Annotated in this window: 13 protein-coding genes; 12 read left to right on the forward strand and 1 reads right to left on the reverse strand. The window is 40.8% G+C overall.

From position 1 onward, the window contains the following. Window positions 1-135: 135 nt before the first annotated feature. Entirely contained in the window at window positions 136-840 is a 705-nt protein-coding gene (locus AC1DNH_RS00730; protein ID WP_477585454.1) for a hypothetical protein, read from the reverse strand. Between the two features lie 275 nt (window positions 841-1115). Between AC1DNH_RS00730 and AC1DNH_RS00735 the strand changes: the two genes are divergently transcribed. From AC1DNH_RS00735 to AC1DNH_RS00790, 12 genes are all read left to right on the forward strand, one after another. After that, entirely contained in the window at window positions 1116-1715 is a 600-nt protein-coding gene (locus AC1DNH_RS00735; protein ID WP_477585798.1) for an HD domain-containing protein, read from the forward strand. A gap of 77 nt (window positions 1716-1792) precedes the next feature. Then, window positions 1793-2470, forward strand: coding sequence for a response regulator transcription factor (locus AC1DNH_RS00740; protein WP_477585800.1), 678 nt, complete (start codon window positions 1793-1795; stop codon window positions 2468-2470). Beyond that, window positions 2467-3720 carry a sensor histidine kinase gene (locus tag AC1DNH_RS00745; RefSeq protein ID WP_477609961.1) on the forward strand — a complete coding sequence of 418 codons (1254 nt, stop codon included), beginning with the start codon at window positions 2467-2469 and terminating at the stop codon, window positions 3718-3720. Before AC1DNH_RS00740 ends, AC1DNH_RS00745 begins: the two co-directional genes overlap by 4 nt. A gap of 424 nt (window positions 3721-4144) precedes the next feature. After that, the gene (locus tag AC1DNH_RS00750) at window positions 4145-4957 is read left to right on the forward strand and encodes a phosphatase PAP2 family protein (RefSeq protein ID WP_477583793.1); all 813 of its coding nucleotides are present in this window, start codon (window positions 4145-4147) and stop codon (window positions 4955-4957) included. A 37-nt stretch (window positions 4958-4994) separates the two neighbouring features. After that, window positions 4995-6242: a TolC family protein gene (locus AC1DNH_RS00755; protein ID WP_477583795.1), complete on the forward strand. Its 1248-nt coding sequence runs from the start codon at window positions 4995-4997 to the stop codon at window positions 6240-6242. A 2-nt stretch (window positions 6243-6244) separates the two neighbouring features. After that, window positions 6245-7171: an efflux RND transporter periplasmic adaptor subunit gene (locus AC1DNH_RS00760; RefSeq protein WP_477583797.1), complete on the forward strand. Its 927-nt coding sequence runs from the start codon at window positions 6245-6247 to the stop codon at window positions 7169-7171. Window positions 7172-7173: 2 nt separating this feature from the next. After that, window positions 7174-10230, forward strand: coding sequence for an efflux RND transporter permease subunit (locus tag AC1DNH_RS00765; RefSeq protein ID WP_477625070.1), 3057 nt, complete (start codon window positions 7174-7176; stop codon window positions 10228-10230). Window positions 10231-10272: 42 nt separating this feature from the next. Continuing rightward, window positions 10273-11280, forward strand: coding sequence for a YncE family protein (locus AC1DNH_RS00770; RefSeq protein ID WP_477625071.1), 1008 nt, complete (start codon window positions 10273-10275; stop codon window positions 11278-11280). A 697-nt stretch (window positions 11281-11977) separates the two neighbouring features. Next, the gene (locus AC1DNH_RS00775) at window positions 11978-15130 is read left to right on the forward strand and encodes a SusC/RagA family TonB-linked outer membrane protein (RefSeq protein ID WP_477581050.1); all 3153 of its coding nucleotides are present in this window, start codon (window positions 11978-11980) and stop codon (window positions 15128-15130) included. 11 nt (window positions 15131-15141) lie between these two features. Continuing rightward, window positions 15142-16617: a RagB/SusD family nutrient uptake outer membrane protein gene (locus tag AC1DNH_RS00780; protein WP_477581048.1), complete on the forward strand. Its 1476-nt coding sequence runs from the start codon at window positions 15142-15144 to the stop codon at window positions 16615-16617. Between the two features lie 32 nt (window positions 16618-16649). After that, window positions 16650-18305, forward strand: coding sequence for an arylsulfatase (locus AC1DNH_RS00785; protein WP_477581046.1), 1656 nt, complete (start codon window positions 16650-16652; stop codon window positions 18303-18305). An 18-nt stretch (window positions 18306-18323) separates the two neighbouring features. Continuing rightward, window positions 18324-19973 (forward strand): arylsulfatase, encoded by a 1650-nt coding sequence (locus tag AC1DNH_RS00790; protein ID WP_477581044.1) that lies wholly within the window; start codon window positions 18324-18326, stop codon window positions 19971-19973. Window positions 19974-20087: the final 114 nt, after the last annotated feature.

Below are 20087 nucleotides of genomic sequence, written 5' to 3' on the forward strand. Positions count from 1 at the left end.
TTGAACTTTTCTCGCCACACTTTGTATAATAAATGGCGAAGTTAGTTTTCAATTCTGAAGGAATCCTGAAGGTTTGGTTAGGGTTTAAAGGTAACATTAAAGTATTGTACTTAATAAAGTATTATATTCGATTTGTTATTGTTTCGAAAAGTTAACGCTCAGTGTTGACGTAAATCGAGCAATGAGTTTCTCGTATAAGGCTTTATTTATTGTGTTCGAAATTATAATTGTGTTATTTGTGCCTGTACGTGTAGTTTGGCCGAAATCGCTTGCTGTTAACCCAGTTACCAATGCGTTAAGTTGAATGGCTACTTTCGCTAAGTATGTTCCGGAAGTAACTTCTACTCTGGCGGCTTCTAATTTGATCGATTGCGTTTGGTTCATTTCAAATCTAACCGGGATTTTGGTTCCAGAAGCTTCAATATAAGTTCCCGTCAATAATAATGGTGGGTTGGTAAGCGAACTGCTCATGGTTAAGTTAAACTGGTTGTGCTCATAAACACCTGCTATTAACGCAATTGTTCCTGATAATGAATCGGGTTTTAATGCGTTAACGAGATATAGATTTTTAGATTCTAAAGATACGGGTGTACCTGCCTTTGTAGCACTAAACTCTATTTTTGCGATATTAATACTCGCCGTAGTCCAGTTTATACTTCCGTTAGTGCCTGGCGCTACAACTGCTCCACTTGCCGCTGCATTACTGCTTAACGATGCGCTTAAATTACCTGCACTAAAGCTGTAACTTAATTTGGTATCAGCTGCTACCTCTTTTTTTGTACAATTGGTAAATAGCACTGCTAATAGTGTTGCAAAAATAATGTTGTAAAATTTTTTCATCATATTTGGTTTAAGGAATAAAAAGATTGTTTATGCGGTATTAATATATATTCGAATTCTGTAGTAATTCTGAAGATGTACCAGTCAACCCCCTTTTTATCTCCTTAACTCGTATTTAAAGCCTATAGGTATAATCCAATCTGAATGAAATTCTGAATAGAATATGAATTTGTTGAAAAACGATTTCTGGTTCGACAACTGCCCATAAGTATCATCGCTACAGTTTTTCTTCAGAATTGGCCAATAATATTGTACTATTTATTGAAGATTGATAAATGGAAAAAGAGCAGGGAATATTGCTAAAAAAGGTTGAAACTTTTGTTAAAGAACTTTTTGAAAAGGAGCTACCAAAAAACATGTACTTTCATAGTTTTGAGCATACTTTGTTAGTTGTAGAGGGCGTTAAAATTATTGGTAAGCAAAATAGTGTAAGTGAAAATGAATTGCTGACACTTATTTTAGCAGCCTTTTTACACGATGTGGGCTATATTAAACAATATATTGGCCATGAGCTAGCCAGTGTCAAAATTGCATATGAATTTTTACTGGAAAATGGTCTTAAACGCGATCAGATAGAAGTGGTAAGCAACTGCATTCTTGCTACAAAATACCCTCAATTGCCAGATACCGATTTAGAAAAAATAATATGTGATGCTGATTTTTATCATTTTTCACTTCAAAGTTATACTGATTTTGCCGCGCGGCTGAAAAGAGAGTGGGAAGAAAACCTTCGTTTAGTATACACAGATCGGGAATGGGATGCCATCAACATCAAAATGCTTACGGGGCACGAATACTTTACCGCCTTTGGTAAACAAATATTGCAGAAAAAAAAGAATCTGAACCTCGAAAAATTGATACAGCGATTTACCTAAAGGTTTTACATAACAGGTTTGATTTTCTGGTTTTAATGACTACTTTATATCCAATTAAATAACAAAATGATTAACCGATGAAAATTTTAGTCATTGAAGATGAACAGGCTTTATTAGAGAGTATACTTGCCTATTTTACCGGTGAAGGGAATGTTTGTGAGCACGCTTCGGATTTTGCCGCTGCCAATGAGAAAATATCGCTTTATAATTATGATTGTATTCTTTTAGATTTAGGGCTGCCCGGTGGGGAAGGACTGGAATTATTAACCAAGCTTAAACAATTGAAAAAAAAAGATGGGGTGCTGATTATTTCTGCGCGCCATTCTTTGGATGATAAACTGATGGGGCTCGATCTTGGCGCCGACGATTATTTAGTCAAACCTTTTCATTTGTCAGAACTTAAAGCGCGTGTAAGTGCTATTATCCGCAGAAAGAATTTTGATGGCGACAATGTTATTCTTTTCAACGAGATAACGGTGGATGTTTCGGCAATGAAAATTGCTGTTAAAGGCAATCAGATAATACTTACCAAAAAAGAGTTCGATCTGCTGGTGTATTTTCTTTCTAACCGCAATAAAGTAGTCACTAAAAATGCCATGGCCGAGCATCTTTGGGGCGATGAAATGGACCTGTCGGATGATTTTGATTTTATTTATACCCATGTCAAGAATCTCCGTAAAAAATTGCTTGAGGCAGGAGCGGCTGATTATCTTCGCTCTGTTTATGGGATTGGTTATAAATTTGGTGATCTATGAAACTCTCCAACCGTTATAACAAAGCAAATATTTTAACCTCTATCGTTGTATTAATCATTACGGGGATTATTTACTATGTTGTAATCCATTTTATTTTAACCGAAAAATTAGATCGCGATTTAGCCGTTGAAGAAAATGAAATTAACCAGTATGTAAACACTTTTCATAAACTCCCACTGCCTGCAAGTTACCTCGATCAACAGATATCTTATAAAACACTAAGTGGGATTATTTCTGAAAGAGAATTTCTAAATACAATTTATTTTAACCCAAAAGAACGTGAAAACGAACCTGGGAGAAGTCTGATTACGGTTCTACACTTAGATGGTAAAACCATTGAGGTAACCATAACCAAATCGAGGGTAGAATCAGAAGACCTTATTAGAATAATTCTTTTAATAACACTCGGAATTACGGTTGTTTTGCTTTTATCCTTATTGCTGATCAACAGATTTGTACTGAGCAGGCTTTGGCGTCCCTTTTATTCTATTTTGAACCAGATGAAAGCTTTCGAAGTAACCCGAATGGATACTATTGAACAAGAGCCAACTAAAATTGATGAGTTTAACGAGCTTAACAAGTCTGTAAATGCCATGGCCGAAAGAGTGCGGCAAGACTATAAGGAACTTAAAAGTTTTACCGATAATGCCTCGCACGAAATGATGACTCCATTAGCCGTAATTAATTCTAAATTAGATTCTTTGCTGCAAACAGAGTCGTTTACCGAGCAGCAGGGCGCATTATTGGAAGATATTTATCATGCTACAGGCAGATTATCGAGATTGCATCAATCACTATTATTGTTGGCCAAAATTGAAAATAACCTGATTCCCGATTTTCAGAACATCGAACTCAAAGAAATGACAGAAGCTAAGAGCCGTCAGTTTCAGGAGCTATTAGAAAAGGACGGACTGCTGTTAACTGAAAAGCTTGTACCTGTGGAAATCAAAATGAGCAGGTATCTTGCTGATATTTTGCTAAACAATCTTTTTAGCAATGCAGTGCGGCATAATGTAAGTGGTGGACACATTCATATCCAACTTGATCAACAGGCGCTAACCATTTCCAATTCAGGAAACCCCGGTCATCTGCAAACCAAAATATTCGATCGTTTTTCAAAATCTGTGGAGTCTGAAGGCATAGGGCTTGGGTTAGCCATAACCAAACAGATCTGTAACCTTTATGGCTTTCGTATTGATTATCACGAAGAAAGTGGTGAACATGTTTTTACTGTTTATTTTGGTGATTAATCTGCCCATTTTTTTACGCTTCTTCATGCCGAACTTGTTTTATTAGTTGTGTTTATGGCGCTGAAGGTCTAATAGTTACTTCTTGGTCAGGATCTTTTTAGTTATTTATGTGGTTGAATTGCAAGAGTGGTGGGTGTTGCCACCGTCATTATAAATAATAAACACATTCTGCGTAGATCAGCGACATCTGCGGGAGGCTTAAGATGAAGCATTTGTCATATTTTTTATTGCCCGCAGATTTTTTAGGTGTGATTGTGTGTTACCACCTGTCACTATCGATTACCCCTTGCTGATGTGGTGATAGGTGTTGCCACCTGTCACTATCGAATTATCCATTTCGAACATCTAATTTAAAAAGTTTCACTCATTCATAACTTCAGAATTTCTCCATAATTCGATTATAGTTTTGATTAAAATTTAAACTATGAAAAGGTTTTTAGGGGTGTTGTTGATTATGGTAAGTTATAGAAGTCATACTTATGCTGCTGCCGTTATTGGGTACACTCAAAATATAGATTCGGTTAAAAATGTTCCTGCAGATTCTCTAGGACGATGGTACACTGACCAGTCGATGCAAAAAAGAAAGTTTCAGGCAACGGCATTTATTGCGCCTGTTTTACTTGCGGGTTATGGTTTTGCCGCTGTTTACGATCATGGCGCATTAAAACAACTGGATGTAAGTACCAAGGCAGAATTACAGGAAGACCATCCTTTATTTGCCGCTCATGTTGATGACTATCTCCAATTTGCACCAGCGGCTGCAGTATACGCACTTAATTTGTCGGGTATAAAAGGCAAGCATAACCTGTTTGATGCTTCGATGTTATATGTAACCTCCGCTGCAATTATGGGTGTTTCTACTCATTTTGTAAAACAGGGCGTTGGTAGAGAGCGACCAAATGAAAATGGAGAAAATTCTTTTCCCTCAGGGCATACCGCATCTGCATTTATGGCGGCAGAATTTCTGCATCAGGAGTATAAAGATGTTAACCCTTGGATTGGTTATGCAGGTTATTTTGTCGCCACTGCCACTGGAACACTGCGGATGTATAATAACAAACACTGGTTTAGTGATGTGGTGGCAGGTGCCGGATTCGGGATTGCTTCTACAAAGATATCTTATCTTGTTTATCCATATATCAAAAGCCTTTTCACTACAAAAAAAGATGGGAATTTTACATTTATGCCCTTCCACCAACAAGGTAGCACGGGTTTAATGCTTTCGGGCAGATTTTAATATTGTTCAATATTTTTTGAGTTGAAATCATCCAAAAATGAATATAAAGTTGAAGTACCTGATTTTATGCGTGGTTACTTTTTGGGTAATGGGAGCGGTGGCTCAAGTCCCTTCAAAAAGTCTCGGTTATTATTTAAAACAGGCTGAATTTACAAGCCCTGTACTTAAAGATTTTCAAAATCAACAGCGTTCTGCTGGGGTAGATAGTTTGATTGTTCGTGCAACCGGGGGACCACAGGTTACGGCCAGTTCTGCAGGGATGTATGCGCCAATTGTACATGGTTATGGTTACGATGAAGTGCTTACCAACGGACAGGCACTAGAAGTACTACTTAATGTGAATTATGATCTGCTGAACAAGAAACGCATCAATAACCAGCTCGAGGGTATTAAAATCCAAAGCGATTCCATTAAATATGCCAGGCAATTGTCGCTATATGATTTGCAAAGATCTATTGCCGATCAATATATTCTAGCCTATGCCAGTCAAGAGCAGGTAGATTTTAATCGGGAAGTGGTTATACTGCTCGAACAAGAAGAAGCACTGCTTAAAAAATTAACCAGAAGCAATATTTACAAACAATCCGAGTATTTAACTTTTCTGGTTACTTTACAGCAACAGCAACTGGTAGTAAAACAGGCCGAATTGCAGTTTAAAAATGATTACGCCACGTTAAATTATTTAGCAGGCATTGCCGACACCACACAGGTTAAGTTAGCTGATCCCCAATTGCAGACCTCCAGCACCTCAATGGATCGAGGCTTTTTTAATAAACGTTTTGATATCGACAGTTTAAAAAACAGCAATCAAAAAAAAGCGATTAACTTTAACTATAAACCCAAACTTGGGATATATGCAAATGGGGGCTATAATTCTTCATTTGTTTTACAGCCTTATAAAAATTTGGGGGCAAGTATTGGTTTTACTTTTTCCGTTCCTATTTACGATGGCCATCAGAAGAAAATGCAGTATAATAAACTCAGTCTTTCTGCTAAAACCATATCCAGTTACCGCGATTTTTTTGCCCGCCAGCAACAACAACAGCTAAACCTGATCCGTCAGCAGATTAACCAGACCGATTTACTCTTTCCAAAAATTAACGAACAGATCCGTTTTAGCAGAGGGTTGATCGAGGTAGACAGTAAATTGATGCATACTGGCGATTTAAAAGTGGCCGATTTTGTTATTGCGATCAACAACTATATGGCTGCTCAAAATTTGTTGCGCCAAACCAATATTAACCGTTTAAAACTGATCAACCAATTTAATTACTGGAACCGATAACCATGAATAGCTATCTAAAATTAATGTGTAGTGGTATTGCCACGCTGTTTGTTTTTTCGGGATGTCATCATTCTGCCCCTGCAGAAACTGTAGATGAGCCCTCGCCAATTACCCCAGTTCAGGTGACTACGGTTCGAGATAGTTCTCTTTCAGAATTTGTGGAGCTTTCGGCAGTTTCGGCGTATCTGGAGAAAAGTTTTGTAAAGGCAAATATTAACGGTTATGTAGAAAGTACCCGAGTCGTATTAGGCAAGCAGGTGGGGAGCCATCAACTGTTGTTTAGTTTAATTACCAAAGAAGCAAAATCGATTGGCAATAGCGTAAATAAGCTCGATGCCGGGTTTAAGTTTTCTGGTATTTCCAATATCAGAGCCGATCAGGCTGGAACAATTATTCAGGTAAATCATCAAAAAGGAGATTATGTGCAGGATGGAGAAGCTTTGGCCACCATCAGTAACCGCAATAGTCTGGTTTTTTTGCTCGATCTGCCTTACGAATATAATCAGCTGATCAGTCAGAATAAAAGTCTGGTTATCCGCTTACCGGATGGAACTAAAATGACCGGAACGGTTTCAGGAACCATGCTTGCTGTCGATTCATCAGCGCAGACCCAACGTTATATTCTTAAAGTGGGGGCTGGTAAAGATATTCCCGAAGGCTTGATTGCGAAAGTGTGGTTAACGAAAGTAAATCATGCACAGGCCCAGGTATTGCCAAAATCGGCGGTATTGGCTAATGAAACTGAAGATGAGTTTTGGGTAATGAAACTGATCAATGATTCAACAGCGGTAAAGATAAACGTGAAAAAAGGCATCGAAAGCCAAAATACAATTGAAGTGATCGGCCCTAAATTTTCGAAAACCGACCGGATCATTACATCTGGGAATTATGGAATAGCAGATACTGCCAAAGTTAAAATCCAGAAGTAGCCATGAACAAGTTTTTTATTTCCCATAAAAACCCAATCCTGGCAGTATTGCTCATTATACTGGTTGGCGGAGTATATGCTTTCAGTCAGCTAAAAACAGGACTTTTTCCAGAAATTACCTTTCCAAAGATCAAGATTATTGCCGATGCAGAATTGCAGCCGGTTGATAAGATGGTGGTTACTGTAACAAGGCCTTTAGAAAATGCGGTAAAACAAGTGCCCGATCTTCAATTGGTTAGGAGTACCACCAGTAGGGGCAGTTGTGAGCTTTCTGCATTTATGAACCCCGGTGCCGATATCGATCTGAGTCAGCAGCGCATAGAATCGCAGATTGCGAAAATCAGTGCTTCGTTGCCGGCTGGGGTTAACATTTCGGTAGAGAAGATGAATCCATCGATTCTTCCGGTAAGTGGATACAGCTTAGAAAGTCACAATTATTCGTCTGCTGAACTTAAAAAAATTGCCACCTATACCGTGAAACCCTTTCTTTCGCAGGTTGATGGCGTTTCCGAGATCCGTGTAATTGGCGGTAAGAGTAAAGAATACTGGCTGGAGCTTGATGTACAGAAAATGCAGACGCTGGGTATCGCCCCAGATCAGATCAGCAATGCACTCAGCCAAACCAATTTTATAAAATCTAACGGCTACCTCGCCGATCACAATTACCTGTACCTATCTGTAACCGATGCTACTGTAAAAAACAAAAGCGATCTGGAAAATCTGGTGTTGAGCAGAAAAGGTAACCGGATTATTAAAGTAATGGATATTGCTAAGGTAAATATTCAGCAAAGTGTAGAATATACCCGCATCAATGCCAACGGGAAAGATGGAATCCTGATTGCAGTAATCAAACAACCTAATGCCAACCTGGTCGATCTCTCCAATGAGATGTTTACCAAAGTAGAACAACTGAAACATATTCTGCCGGCCGGCGTAAGCATTAAACCTTATTACGTACAGGCCGATTTTGTAAACGAATCGGTAAAAAGTGTACGCGATAGTTTATTAATTGGTTTGGCATTGGCCATTTTGGTGGCTATTATTTTTTTGAGATCGTTCAAGGCAAGCGTTACCATTTTAATCACCATCCCGGTTACGCTTTGTTTAACTGTAATTGTACTCTATTTTGTTGGGTATTCGCTCAATATCATGACCCTTGGCGCCATTGCAGCAGCCATAGGTTTAATTATAGATGATGCTATAGTGGTGGTAGAGCAGATTCATCGCACACATGAAGAACACCCCGAAGAGCTTACAATGAGGTTGTTGAGCAAGGCGGTGAGTTATCTTTTCCCGGCCATGTTGGGGTCTTCTATCAGTACGATTGTGATATTCGTTCCCTTTGTACTGATGACGGGTGTTGCAGGTTCTTATTTTCAGGTGATGACCAATACCATGATCATTACCCTGGTCTGTTCCTTCTTTGTTACCTGGATTGGTTTACCTGTGATTTATCTTTTGCTTACCCGTAAAGGGGGTAGTCACGCAGCAACTGGCAAAAAAGTAGTGGTACATGAGGTTAAATCGCAAAACTGGGTGCGTTATTTTATACAACGACCTTATATCTCGATCATATTTATGCTCGTGCTGATCGCATCGATTGTGCTCGTTTTCCCGCGTTTAGAAACCGGATTTCTCCCCGAAATGGATGAGGGTAGCATTGTATTGGATTATGCTTCACCTCCAGGTACTTCGCTTGAAGAAACCGACAGGATGCTTAAACAGGTAGAAAAGGAGATTGTTAAAATTCCAGATGTTCAGGCGTATTCGCGAAGAACGGGAACACAGATGGGCTTTTTTATTACCGAACCAAATACTGGCGATTACCTGATCCAGCTGAAGCATAACAGGACAAAAAGCACAGAAGAAGTGATCTCGGAGATCCGCACGCATATCGAAAATACACAACCTGCATTGGTAATCGATTTCGGGCAGGTAATTGGTGATATGTTAGGCGATCTAATGAGTTCCACACAACCCATCGAGGTGAAAATTTTTGGCAATGATCAGGAAAAACTGCAGGCTTTATCTAAAAAGGTAGCTGATCTGGTTTCGCACGTAAGTGGTACAGCAGATGTGTTTGATGGTATTGTGCGCTCAGGGCCAACGGTAAATATTCAACCGAATTTTACTATGCTGGCACAATATGGTGTTAGTCCAGTATCTTTTCAATCGCAGCTCCAAACCGCAATGCAGGGGACTTTAATAGGCGATTTATACGATAAACAACAGCTTTCACCCATCCGCATGGTGTACCCCGGAAGCAGGACTTTTAGCGTGGCCGATATCAACAAGCTTAAAATTTTCTTGCCTGATGGAACAGCGGTGTCCATTCAGCAAATGGCCAGGGTTGATCTTAAAGCAGGAATTGCCGAAGTGGCTAGGGAAAACCTGCAAACCATTGGGGTAGTTACCGCAAGGCTCGATAACCGCGATCTGGGAAGTGTAATGAAAGATCTTCAGAAAGCTGTAAATACCAATGTAAACCTGCCTTCGGGTTACCACATCGAATATGGTGGTGCATATAAAGAACAGCAACAATCGTTCTCCGAACTGCTCACCATTCTTATCGCATCGAGTTTGTTGGTGTTTAGCGTAATTTTATTTCTATTTAAAGATTTTAAAATTGCCTTTCTCATTTTATTGATCTCGGTACTGGGCATTTCAGGGAGTTATTTAGCCTTGTTTTTAACCCATACACCACTCAATGTAGGCAGTTATACAGGGTTGATTATGATTGTGGGTATTATCGGCGAGAATGCCATATTTACCTTTTTACAGTTTAAAGAATCCCTTGCCAAGCAAAGTGTTGATGATGCCATAACCTTTGCCATCTCTACCAGGTTAAGACCAAAATTAATGACTGCACTTGGGGCAATTATCGCCTTAATGCCTTTGGCTTTAGGTATTGGAGCTGGTGCACAATTGCATCAACCGTTGGCTATAGCCGTAATTGGCGGTTTTATAGCAGCCATGCCTTTATTGCTCATTGCTTTACCAAGCTTGATCAGGCGATTCTACAAATCGGCCAAACCTGAAGGAGATCCAGTTGAAGCGTAATAGATTTTAAATCCATATCCTCAGAATATTAAAACTAAAAAAATGAAAAAGAAATTATTAAGCATTGTGGTTCTTTTTGCAATGTCAATTGCTGCAAATGCCCAACAAAAAAGTAGCCTGCATGTATTGGCAGTCCATAAAATACAAAGCGATGGGGGTTGGGATTATGTGAGCATCGATCAGCAGCACAACAATCTTTTTGTTTCTCATGGCAATCAGGTAAATATATTAAATAAGAACAATGGCGATTCGGTAGGTGTGATCCACAATACACTTGGTGTACATGGAATTGCAATTGCAGGCCCGTTCGGCAAAGGGTACACCACTAATGGCAAAGCAGGCACTTGTACCGTTTTCGATTTGAATAACTTCATTGTATCGACGCAAATTAAAGTAGGGCAGAATCCTGATGCTACTTTCTTTGATGATTATAGCAAAAAAGTAATCGTATTCAACGGCAAAAGTAGTGATGCCAGCATTATCGATCCACAAACTGATCGGGTTATCGCAACGATTCCCTTAGGTGGCAAACCCGAAGCTGGGGTTTCAGATGGGAAAGGAAAAGTATATGTAAATATTGAAGATACCGGAGAAATTGTTTGTTTTGATACAAATACCAATAAAGTTTTATCCAGGTACAAGCTAAAGGGTGGAGAAGAGCCATCTGGCTTAGCTATCGATCGTGTAACATCAAGACTGTTTACGGTTTGTGCCAACAAAGTGATGCTTATTCTGGATGCCAAAACAGGCAAACAGATTGCCTCGTTACCGATTGGTAATAATTGTGATGGTGTAGTCTTCGATCCGGCTACTAAATTAGCTTACAGTGCTAATGGAGAAGGCAACATAACAGTGGTAAAAGAGGTTTCAGCTAATAAGTTTATTGTACAGGAAACTGTAAAAACAGAAGTAGGAGCAAGAACCATTGCCATTGATTTGACTAGTCATCACCTTTTTCTGCCAACGGCAGCCTTCGAAAAAAGTACGGATGCCAACCAACGTCCACATCGTATTCCTGGAAGCTTTAAAATTATAGAAGTAGGTAAGTAGAGGTATTTTAGCTTCTATTTTGGATTGTCGAGATGCATATCGTGTTTTCTCGACATTTTTTGTTTAACCTTAATTAGAGGAATGTTTTAAGACGTTAAATCCTTATACTGAACAATCTAGAGTAAATAAAATTTTATTAATCTATAAATTCTATAGGATTTATAGAATTAAATATTATATTTGCCTGCCACCTGCAAATAACGATATGAATAAATTTTACTTTCTTTCATTTTCTACCTACGCTATCTACTGTTCGAATTACCACGAATCAATGCGAATGCGTTGTTGTTGCGCATAAATTTATAGTAAAATGGCTTTCTAAATGGCCAAACGCTCAACAATAATGCTTTGACTTAACTAGTCAAAAACCAAATTTACACCCTTATTATGAACCTTGCCTTATTTTACAGGACATCTCTTGTAATCATTCCTTTGTCTGGTTTTTTCAAGCCAGATCCGATATTACTTAACAGATACGCAGAACAAAATTCATTTGGAAAGAAATGAGCAGGCATGGTATTGATAAAGGAAAAACAAACCATTAAACAATAGGAGGATAGCATATAAGAATTTTATAAACTAAACTATATAAAAACGGGGAAACACAAATGTATCTCCCCTGGATTAAATCATCGAAACAGGTCTTCAATTGGCGTTGGCACCTGAATCAATTTACCACTTAACCCTAAACAAAAGTATGCAAAAATTTGAAGAAGTCAGGTGGCCCTATGGGTCGGCTTCGCAAGTCTCGTTACCAGTTTTCGGGCAGGAAAAGCCTGTTCGATCCAGATTATCAGTCCGTTCCTTACGCACCTTGCGCCATTTAGGAATGTTGATTATCGCTCAATTTATTTTTTCAATTGCGGTTAAAGCACAAACCGTACCGCTCATTAACTCTACCCTCAGCGGTTTGGTTACCGATTCGAAAACTAAAGAGCCAATCCCAGGTGTAGTGATCCGCATTAACGGAACTACCCACTCTGCAGCAACCGATAATGAAGGCAAATTTAGGTTCGTAACCGGACAGAAGTTTCCTTATACCCTAACAGTAAGTTACATTGGTTATAAAACCATCGAAATCATAGCAAATGGAAGTCCGATTGAAATTAAACTAGAAGAAGCTGCCAACCAACTTGATAATGTGGTGGTAGTGGGTTATGGCACGCAGAAGCGAAGCGACATTACAGGTTCCGTTTCTTCCATTTCTAAGTCGGCATTGAAACAACCCTTAAGTTCGGTAGATCAATTGTTAAAGGGTGCTGCTGCCGGTGTGCAGGTTACCCAAACATCCGGTCAGCCGGGTGGTGGCGTAAGTATCCGTGTAAGGGGCGGAAGTTCTGTACAAGGCGGAAATGAACCTTTATATGTAGTTGATGGATTTCCTTTGTACAATAGTTCGGCTTCGGCAGGCACGTTGAGTGGTACGCCACTTAATCCCTTGGCCAGTATTAATCCTTCTGACATTGAAACGGTTGATATTCTAAAAGACGCTTCTGCAACGGCTATTTATGGTTCGAGGGGAGCTAATGGTGTCGTGATCATCACCACCAAAAAAGGAAAAGCAGATCGTAGTGCGGTTACCTATGAAGGAAGTTATGGTACGCAATCGTTAAGAAAGAAGTTAGACCTCTTAAATGCACACGATTTTGCTTTGCTCCGGAACGATGCTTTGTACGATACCGACCCAACCAAAGGCCGTTTCCAGTATTTGAGTCAGGCGCAGATTGATCAGTTAGGAGCGGGAACAGACTGGCAGGCTGAAGCATTCGAACGTGCACCAACACAAAACAATCAACTCACCATCAGTGGCGGTAACCCAAAAACACGTTATCTCATTTCGGGGAATTACTTTGATCAGGACGGTATTTTAAAGAACACCGATTATTCGAGGATCAGTATCAGGGCCAATGTAGATGCCCAGCCTTTCGAAAAATTTAAAGTAAGTGCAAGTATTACCGGAAGTAAGGCCGATGCCAATGTATCTCCCTCGGGGATCATCAATGGCCTGTTGATTATGCCTGCTACTGCTTCCATTTACGATGCTTCTGGTGCTTACACCCTCCGTAATCCTTTCGAAAATATATTTGCCAACCCTATTGCCTCATTAAAAGAGCAAATTAATAAATCAACCACCAATAAATTTTTGGGAACAGCATTTGGAGAATACACTATTATTGAAGGACTGAATTTAAAAGTATTGCTTGGTGCTGATGTAAATAGTGTAAATGAGAAGAATTATATCCCATCAACCATTTATGAAGGAAGTACCATTGGTGGTTCTGCCGGAAAGGGAACTTATAATTCCTATTCCTGGTTAAATGAGAATACCCTTTCATACAATAAAGCTTTTGGTAAACATGCTTTAGATGCTGTAATCGGTTTTACGCAACAGGAATTTTCCAGTGAAACCACCAGGGCAAATGCCCAGAAGTTTGTAACCGACGATTTAACCTTTAACAGCTTACAAAGTGGTGCAACCTTGGTAGCGCCTTATTCTGATGCCACGAGATGGGTATTACATTCTTACCTGGCCAGGGTAAATTACAGTTTCGATAACCGTTATTTCTTAACCTCGAGCATCCGTGCCGATGGTTCTTCCCGTTTTGGGAAAGGAAACAAATGGGGTTACTTCCCTTCGGCAGCAGCTTCATGGAAAATCAGTAATGAGAAATTTTTCGAGTCCTTACAAAAAACAATCAGTGAGCTTAAGGTCCGTGCCAGTTTCGGTACAACAGGAAACCTGGAGATTGGTCAATACCAGTCTTTGGCAACTTTATACAGTCTCAACTATGTTTTTGGTGGCACCACCGCCATGGGTTTTGCACCTAACCGCATTGCGAACGATAAACTGGGCTGGGAAACTACCCATCAATACGATGCTGGCCTGGATATCGGCTTTTTTAACAACCGCGTCCAATTAACGTTAGATGGTTATTACAAGAAAACCAAAGATTTATTATTAAATGTAGAGATCCCCTGGACAACTGGTTATGGTACATCGCTACAGAATTATGGATCGGTATTGAATAAAGGATTTGAAATTGGCCTGAATACCCGCAACCTTACCGGCGCATTTATCTGGAATACCAATTTAAACTTTTCTGTTAACCGGAATGAAGTGCTGAGTATTGGTAATGGCGCACAGTCGTACATCAGCGGGAACTACATTGTAAAAGTTGGCGAACCCTTAGGCAGCTTTTATGGTAATGTAACCGATGGAATCCTGCAAACTGGTGAAGAAGTTACTAAAGGTAAATATACGGGTAGCGCCGTGCCAAAACCTGGCGATAGATTGTACAAAGATATTAATGGCGATGGTTTGTTTACAACCGCTGCAGATAAAGCCATTATTGGCAATGCACAACCCGATTTCATTTTTGGCGTAACCAATAATTTTGAATATAAAGGTTTCGATCTGTTAATATTTATACAAGGCTCGTATGGCAACAGTATTTTAAACTCGAATATGCAAACCCTGGAGCTGTTTACCGGGCAGCAAAATGCCTCAGCTACCGCTTTAAACCGGTGGACACCAAGTAATCCAAGTCAAACCATTCCAAGGGCCAAATTAGATCCTGCACCTGTGTTTTCCGATCGTTTTATCGAAAGCGGTTCTTTCTTAAGGTTAAAAGATGTATCACTGGGTTATACCTTGCCAAAAAAGATCGCTGCTAAGGCAAAGTTATCAAATGTATATTTCTATGTAGCCGGGCAGAACCTCCTTACCTGGACAAACTATTCAGGCTTCGATCCCGAAATTACCTCTGGAAGTAATGTATCGCCAGGAACTGATGCCGGGATTTACCCCATCGCCAGATCGGTTAGGGCTGGCTTAAGATTAACATTTTAATCTATATCGCAATGAAAAAGATAAACTTAATATATGCATCCATTTTAGCAGTAGCACTTTCGGCCTGCTCCAAGCTAGAAGAAGATCCCGATGCTGTGCTTGTTACTGCACAGTTTTACCAAAACGAAGGTCAGGCGGTTTCTGCTGTTACGGCCAATTACCGTAAACTTTACGAAAGTGGCCAATCGCTTTACAACAGTTTAATGCAGATTGGGGTAGAAATGGCTACCGACGATTATGAAGCAGGCCCAAGGGCCAGAAATGCACACGTTAGGGCCATATCTGGCTTAACTCACGATTCATCGAACGATAGGATGGAGCAGCTGTGGAAACAAAGTTACGATGCCATTAATGCTTCAAATATTGCCATCGATAAAATTGCTTTGATTGATGAGGCGAAAATTAGCTCAACTGTTAGAAAACGCTTAATTAACGAATCGAAGTTTTTAAGGGCTTTACATTATTTTAACCTGGTGCGTTGGTTTGGCGATGTACCCATTGTACTGCACGAAAATACTTCTTTAGCACCCGAAGATTTATATGTACCCAATGCGCCCGAGGCTGCGGTATATGCACAGATAATTCAGGATTTAAAAGATGCAGAATCGCTACCTGCACCGGCAGAATATAGCAGCAAAGATTTAGGAAGGGCAACTTCAGGCGCAGCCAAAAGTCTGTTGGCAAAAGTATACCTTACCCATAAAGAGTGGGCAAATGCCTTACAAAAAAGTAAAGAGGTAATCGATAGTAAATACTATTCACTGTTTGCAAATTTTGCCGATGTGTTTAATGTAGCCACCAAAAATGGTAAAGAGCATATCTTCTCGGCACAGTTTGTAGGTAACGCAGGTTTTCAGGGCAACAGTTTGGCCAGCCGTTCGGCCCCGGCAGATGTGCCCGGTATTAATGGCGATTATGCCGATGCCCTGCACACCGCTGGCGGTTTGTATACCAGTTTTGCCGATAACGATACCCGAAAGGCCATAACCTTTGTTACGCAGATGGTAAGCCCTACAAATGGTCAGTTATACACTTTTTCGCCGCAGTTTAATAAATATTACGATCCGGCAGTGGTAGGGAATCAATCGCAGTCTTCTAAAAATTTACCCATTATCCGCTATGCAGAAGTACTTTTAATTTATGCTGAAGCCTTAAATGAAGTAAATAATGGGCCAAATGCAGCAGCCTATGCCGCAATAGATGAAGTACGCCAGCGTGCAGGTATTGCTAAACTGGCCGATATTTCTCCGGCATTAACTGTAGATCAGTTTAGAGATGCTGTTTTTCAGGAGCGCAGAAAGGAATTGGTTTTCGAATACCAGCGCTGGTTCGATCTGGCCAGAAGAGGAGCCGATTATTACGTAGCCACACTCAAAGCAGCCGGAAAAACTTTAGCGGCCAAGCGCCACATCCATTTCCCTATTCCGCAACGCGAGCTTAACCTCAACCCTAAATTAAAACAGAACCCAGATTGGGTAAACTATTAATCGTCTTATTTCGGATAATAAAATTTAATCACATGAATTTTAAACAAAAATATTCCACTTTGCCCATAGCGAAAGCATGCCTGTTGGCTTTTGGCTTATTGGCTGTACAGGTTGCTTCGGCCCAGAAAAAGCAAAAACCCAATATCGTACTGGTACTGGTTGATGATCTTGGCTTTTCAGATATTGGCCCTTACGGGGCAACTGAAATAGAAACCCCCAATTTAGATAAACTCGCTGCAGGTGGTTTAAGGCTGAAAGAATTTTACAACAATTCGATCTGTGCACCAACCAGGGCATCGTTGCTCACCGGGCAGTACCAGCATAAAGCTGGTGTTGGCTTTTTTAACAATAACCTTGGGCTGGCAGCCTATCAGGGTTTTCTGAACCGCGAATCGCTTACCCTGGCCGAGGTACTTAAATCAGGCGGTTACACCACACTTATGGCGGGTAAATGGCACGTGGGCGACGATCGGAACCAATGGCCAAACCAACGCGGTTTCGATCATTTCTTTGGCTTTATCGGTGGCGCCAGCAATTATTACGAAATCGGAGAAAAAGGAACTGAAACCGTACCCTTGGTTAAAGATAACGAACCGTATTTTCTTGAACCAGGAAAATATTTAACTGAAGAGATTACCAATAACGCCCTGGGTTTCTTAGACGATCAGCAAAAAGCTAAAAAGCCTTTCTTTTTATACCTGGCCTACAATGCACCGCACTGGCCACTTCAGGCACTTCCTGCCGATATTGCCAAATATAAAGGCAAATATAAATTAGGTTGGGATTCGCTACGCGTACAACGTTACCGCAATGCCATTAAAAAAGGCCTTATCGGTAGTGATCAGAAAATTGCCGTGCATGATGACCAGGTAAAACCCTGGAACAAATTAACTTATGATGAACAGGAATATTGGCAAACCCGCCAGGAAGTTTACGCCGCTATGATCGATCATGTAGATCAGGGTGTTGGCCGTTTGCTGGCTAAATTAAAGGAACTTAAGCAGGACGAAAATACCCTCATCATTTTTATTTCAGATAATGGTGCTCAGGGCGGCAATGGTACCAGACCTTATACCCAACGCACCACTGGGCCCGTTGGTACAGCCGGATCTTACGAAACGCAGAACAGCAATTGGTCGCAAACGGGTAACTCGCCACTCCGTAATTATAAAGGTGCTCCGTACGAAGGTGGCATTAGTGCACCCTTTATTGCCTGGTTTCCGAATAAAATCAAAGCCGGAACAATTGCCAAAGGCACAGGTCACCTGATCGATCTTGCCCCAACTTTTTACGAACTGGCGGGTATCAATTATCCAAAACAGTTAAACGGCATAACCAGCAATGCCCTCGCTGGTAAAAGTTTGTTGCCATTACTTAGCGGATCAACCGATACCGTTCAGCGCGCTGCACCTTTGTTTTGGGAACGTGGTGGCAACAAAGCCGTACGGTGGGGCAAATGGAAACTCGTTTCTCCGGCAGGTTTAACCGAAAAATATGAGCTTTTCGATATCGAAAAAGATAGGGCCGAAAATGCCGATGTAGCCGCTCAACACCCCGAAATAGTAGCACAGTTAAAAGCCGCTTATGTAAAGTGGGCTGCAGAAAATGGGGTAGTAGATTACGAATTGCTTAAAACCGCACCCGCCCGGCCTGCACAAGGAAATAATAGAGGCAATCAGAATTTTTAGCATTAAATAAAGAAAAAGATGAACAAAGTTATATTAACCTGTGTAGGCGCATTATTGGCCATACAGGGTTTTGCACAAAATGCCAGGCCGTCAAAGCCTAATATTATCCTTATCCTGGCCGATGACTTGGGTTATTCAGATCTTGGCGCCTATGGCTCAGAAATTAAAACACCCAATTTAGATCGTCTCGCCAACGAGGGCCTTCGGTTAAAAGAATTTTATAACAATTCCATTTGTGCGCCAACCCGTGCTTCCTTATTAACAGGGCAGTACCAGCATAAAGCAGGAGTGGGGTATTTCGCCAACGATCTTGGGCTTCCGGCCTATCAGGGTTATCTTAATAAAGAATCGCTTACCCTGGCAGAGGTTTTAAAAACCCAGGGTTACAATACTTTAATGTCGGGTAAATGGCATGTTGCCGGTAAAGAAGTGAGTTTTCCCTGGCAGCGTGGTTTCGATCACGTAATGATGTCCGAAAATGGAAGTTATTTCGATCAGGGCGATTACGAAGGGGGTAAAAAGCGTGCCTACACCATTGACGGGAAACCCTATCCTTTAGAAGCGGGTAAATTTTACCAAACCGATGTAATTACCGAGAATGCAGTAAACTTTTTAGATCAAAGCGCTAAAGACAAACCCTTCTTCCTGTATTTAGCCTATACCGCGCCGCACTGGCCGCTGCATGCACTGCCAGAAGATATTGCCAAATACAAAGGCCGCTACGATAAAGGTTGGGATGTGCTCCGTGCCGAAAGAATTAAAAAGCAAAAAGAACTGGGTATTATTGATGGTAATTCTACGGTCTCTGAAAAAGATGCCGATATCTACAACTGGAACAAACTATCGTTCGATCAGCGTAGCCAGTGGGCCAAAAAGATGGAGATTTTTGCCGCCATGGTCGATCGTTTAGATCAGGGCATTGGCCAGGTATTAAATAAGTTAAAAGCAACCGGCGCCGATAAAAATACCATCATCCTGTTTATTTCTGATAATGGTGCCCCTGCAGAAGATCTGGTAAAATGGTATAAAGGTGCGGTGCGCAATTCGGGCCCTGTAGGTACCATTGGTTCGTACGAGTCGCAGAGTAAAAACTGGTCTTATGCTTCAAATTCGCCATTAAAAGCCTTTAAAGATTACATGTACGAAGGTGGCATCAGCTCGCCGTTTATTGCCTGGTACCCCGCTAAAATTAAAGCGGGCAGTATTAAAAAAGGCACCGGGCATATTATCGATATTGCCCCAACATTTTACGATCTGGCCGGGGCTACCTATCCTAAAAGCTATCAGGGCATTACACCCAATGCATTGGCCGGTAAAAGTTTGTTGCCGGTATTGTTTGGTAAAGATAACGAACTGAAACGCGATGAACCGCTATTTTGGGAACGTGCAGGCAATCGTGCAGTGCGTGCTGGCAAATGGAAACTGGTATCTACCTGGCCAGGCTACAATTGGGAACTGTATAATTTAGAAACCGACCGTGGCGAAATCACCAACGTAGCCAGGCAAAACCACGATGTGGTGAGCAGGTTATCGGTAGCCTATTTCGACTGGGCAAAAAGAACGGGTGTGGTAGATTTTGCCACGCTTGAGGCCAAAGAGCCACAATCAATGAAAGAGTTCCGTAAAAGTAAGGTACAGGAAGTTGTATCAGAGGGTTTCGGCTTTTAGTTGATTTTTTTTTAAAAATGTCAGTCTGAGCCTGTCGAAGACCTTATTTGTAGCCTCCAACTCCCTCATAATTTTGTAGGGGTTGGGGGCTATTTTGCAAATTAGAAGAACAAA

Source organism: Pedobacter sp. 01N310 (assembly GCF_056399805.1).

Excerpts from the sequence above, each read along its gene's own strand:
- AC1DNH_RS00750 (WP_477583793.1), top strand. The coding sequence starts at position 4,145 with ATGAAAAGGTTTTTAGGGGTGTTGTTGATTATGGTAAGTTATAGAAGT.
- AC1DNH_RS00770 (WP_477625071.1), top strand. The coding sequence starts at position 10,273 with ATGAAAAAGAAATTATTAAGCATTGTGGTTCTTTTTGCAATGTCAATT.
- AC1DNH_RS00780 (WP_477581048.1), top strand. The coding sequence starts at position 15,142 with ATGAAAAAGATAAACTTAATATATGCATCCATTTTAGCAGTAGCACTT.
- AC1DNH_RS00740 (WP_477585800.1), top strand. The coding sequence starts at position 1,793 with ATGAAAATTTTAGTCATTGAAGATGAACAGGCTTTATTAGAGAGTATA.
- AC1DNH_RS00775 (WP_477581050.1), top strand. The coding sequence starts at position 11,978 with ATGCAAAAATTTGAAGAAGTCAGGTGGCCCTATGGGTCGGCTTCGCAA.
- AC1DNH_RS00790 (WP_477581044.1), top strand. The coding sequence starts at position 18,324 with ATGAACAAAGTTATATTAACCTGTGTAGGCGCATTATTGGCCATACAG.
- AC1DNH_RS00760 (WP_477583797.1), top strand. The coding sequence starts at position 6,245 with ATGAATAGCTATCTAAAATTAATGTGTAGTGGTATTGCCACGCTGTTT.
- AC1DNH_RS00785 (WP_477581046.1), top strand. The coding sequence starts at position 16,650 with ATGAATTTTAAACAAAAATATTCCACTTTGCCCATAGCGAAAGCATGC.
- AC1DNH_RS00730 (WP_477585454.1), bottom strand. The coding sequence starts at position 840 with ATGAAAAAATTTTACAACATTATTTTTGCAACACTATTAGCAGTGCTA.
- AC1DNH_RS00755 (WP_477583795.1), top strand. The coding sequence starts at position 4,995 with ATGAATATAAAGTTGAAGTACCTGATTTTATGCGTGGTTACTTTTTGG.
- AC1DNH_RS00745 (WP_477609961.1), top strand. The coding sequence starts at position 2,467 with ATGAAACTCTCCAACCGTTATAACAAAGCAAATATTTTAACCTCTATC.
- AC1DNH_RS00765 (WP_477625070.1), top strand. The coding sequence starts at position 7,174 with ATGAACAAGTTTTTTATTTCCCATAAAAACCCAATCCTGGCAGTATTG.
- AC1DNH_RS00735 (WP_477585798.1), top strand. The coding sequence starts at position 1,116 with ATGGAAAAAGAGCAGGGAATATTGCTAAAAAAGGTTGAAACTTTTGTT.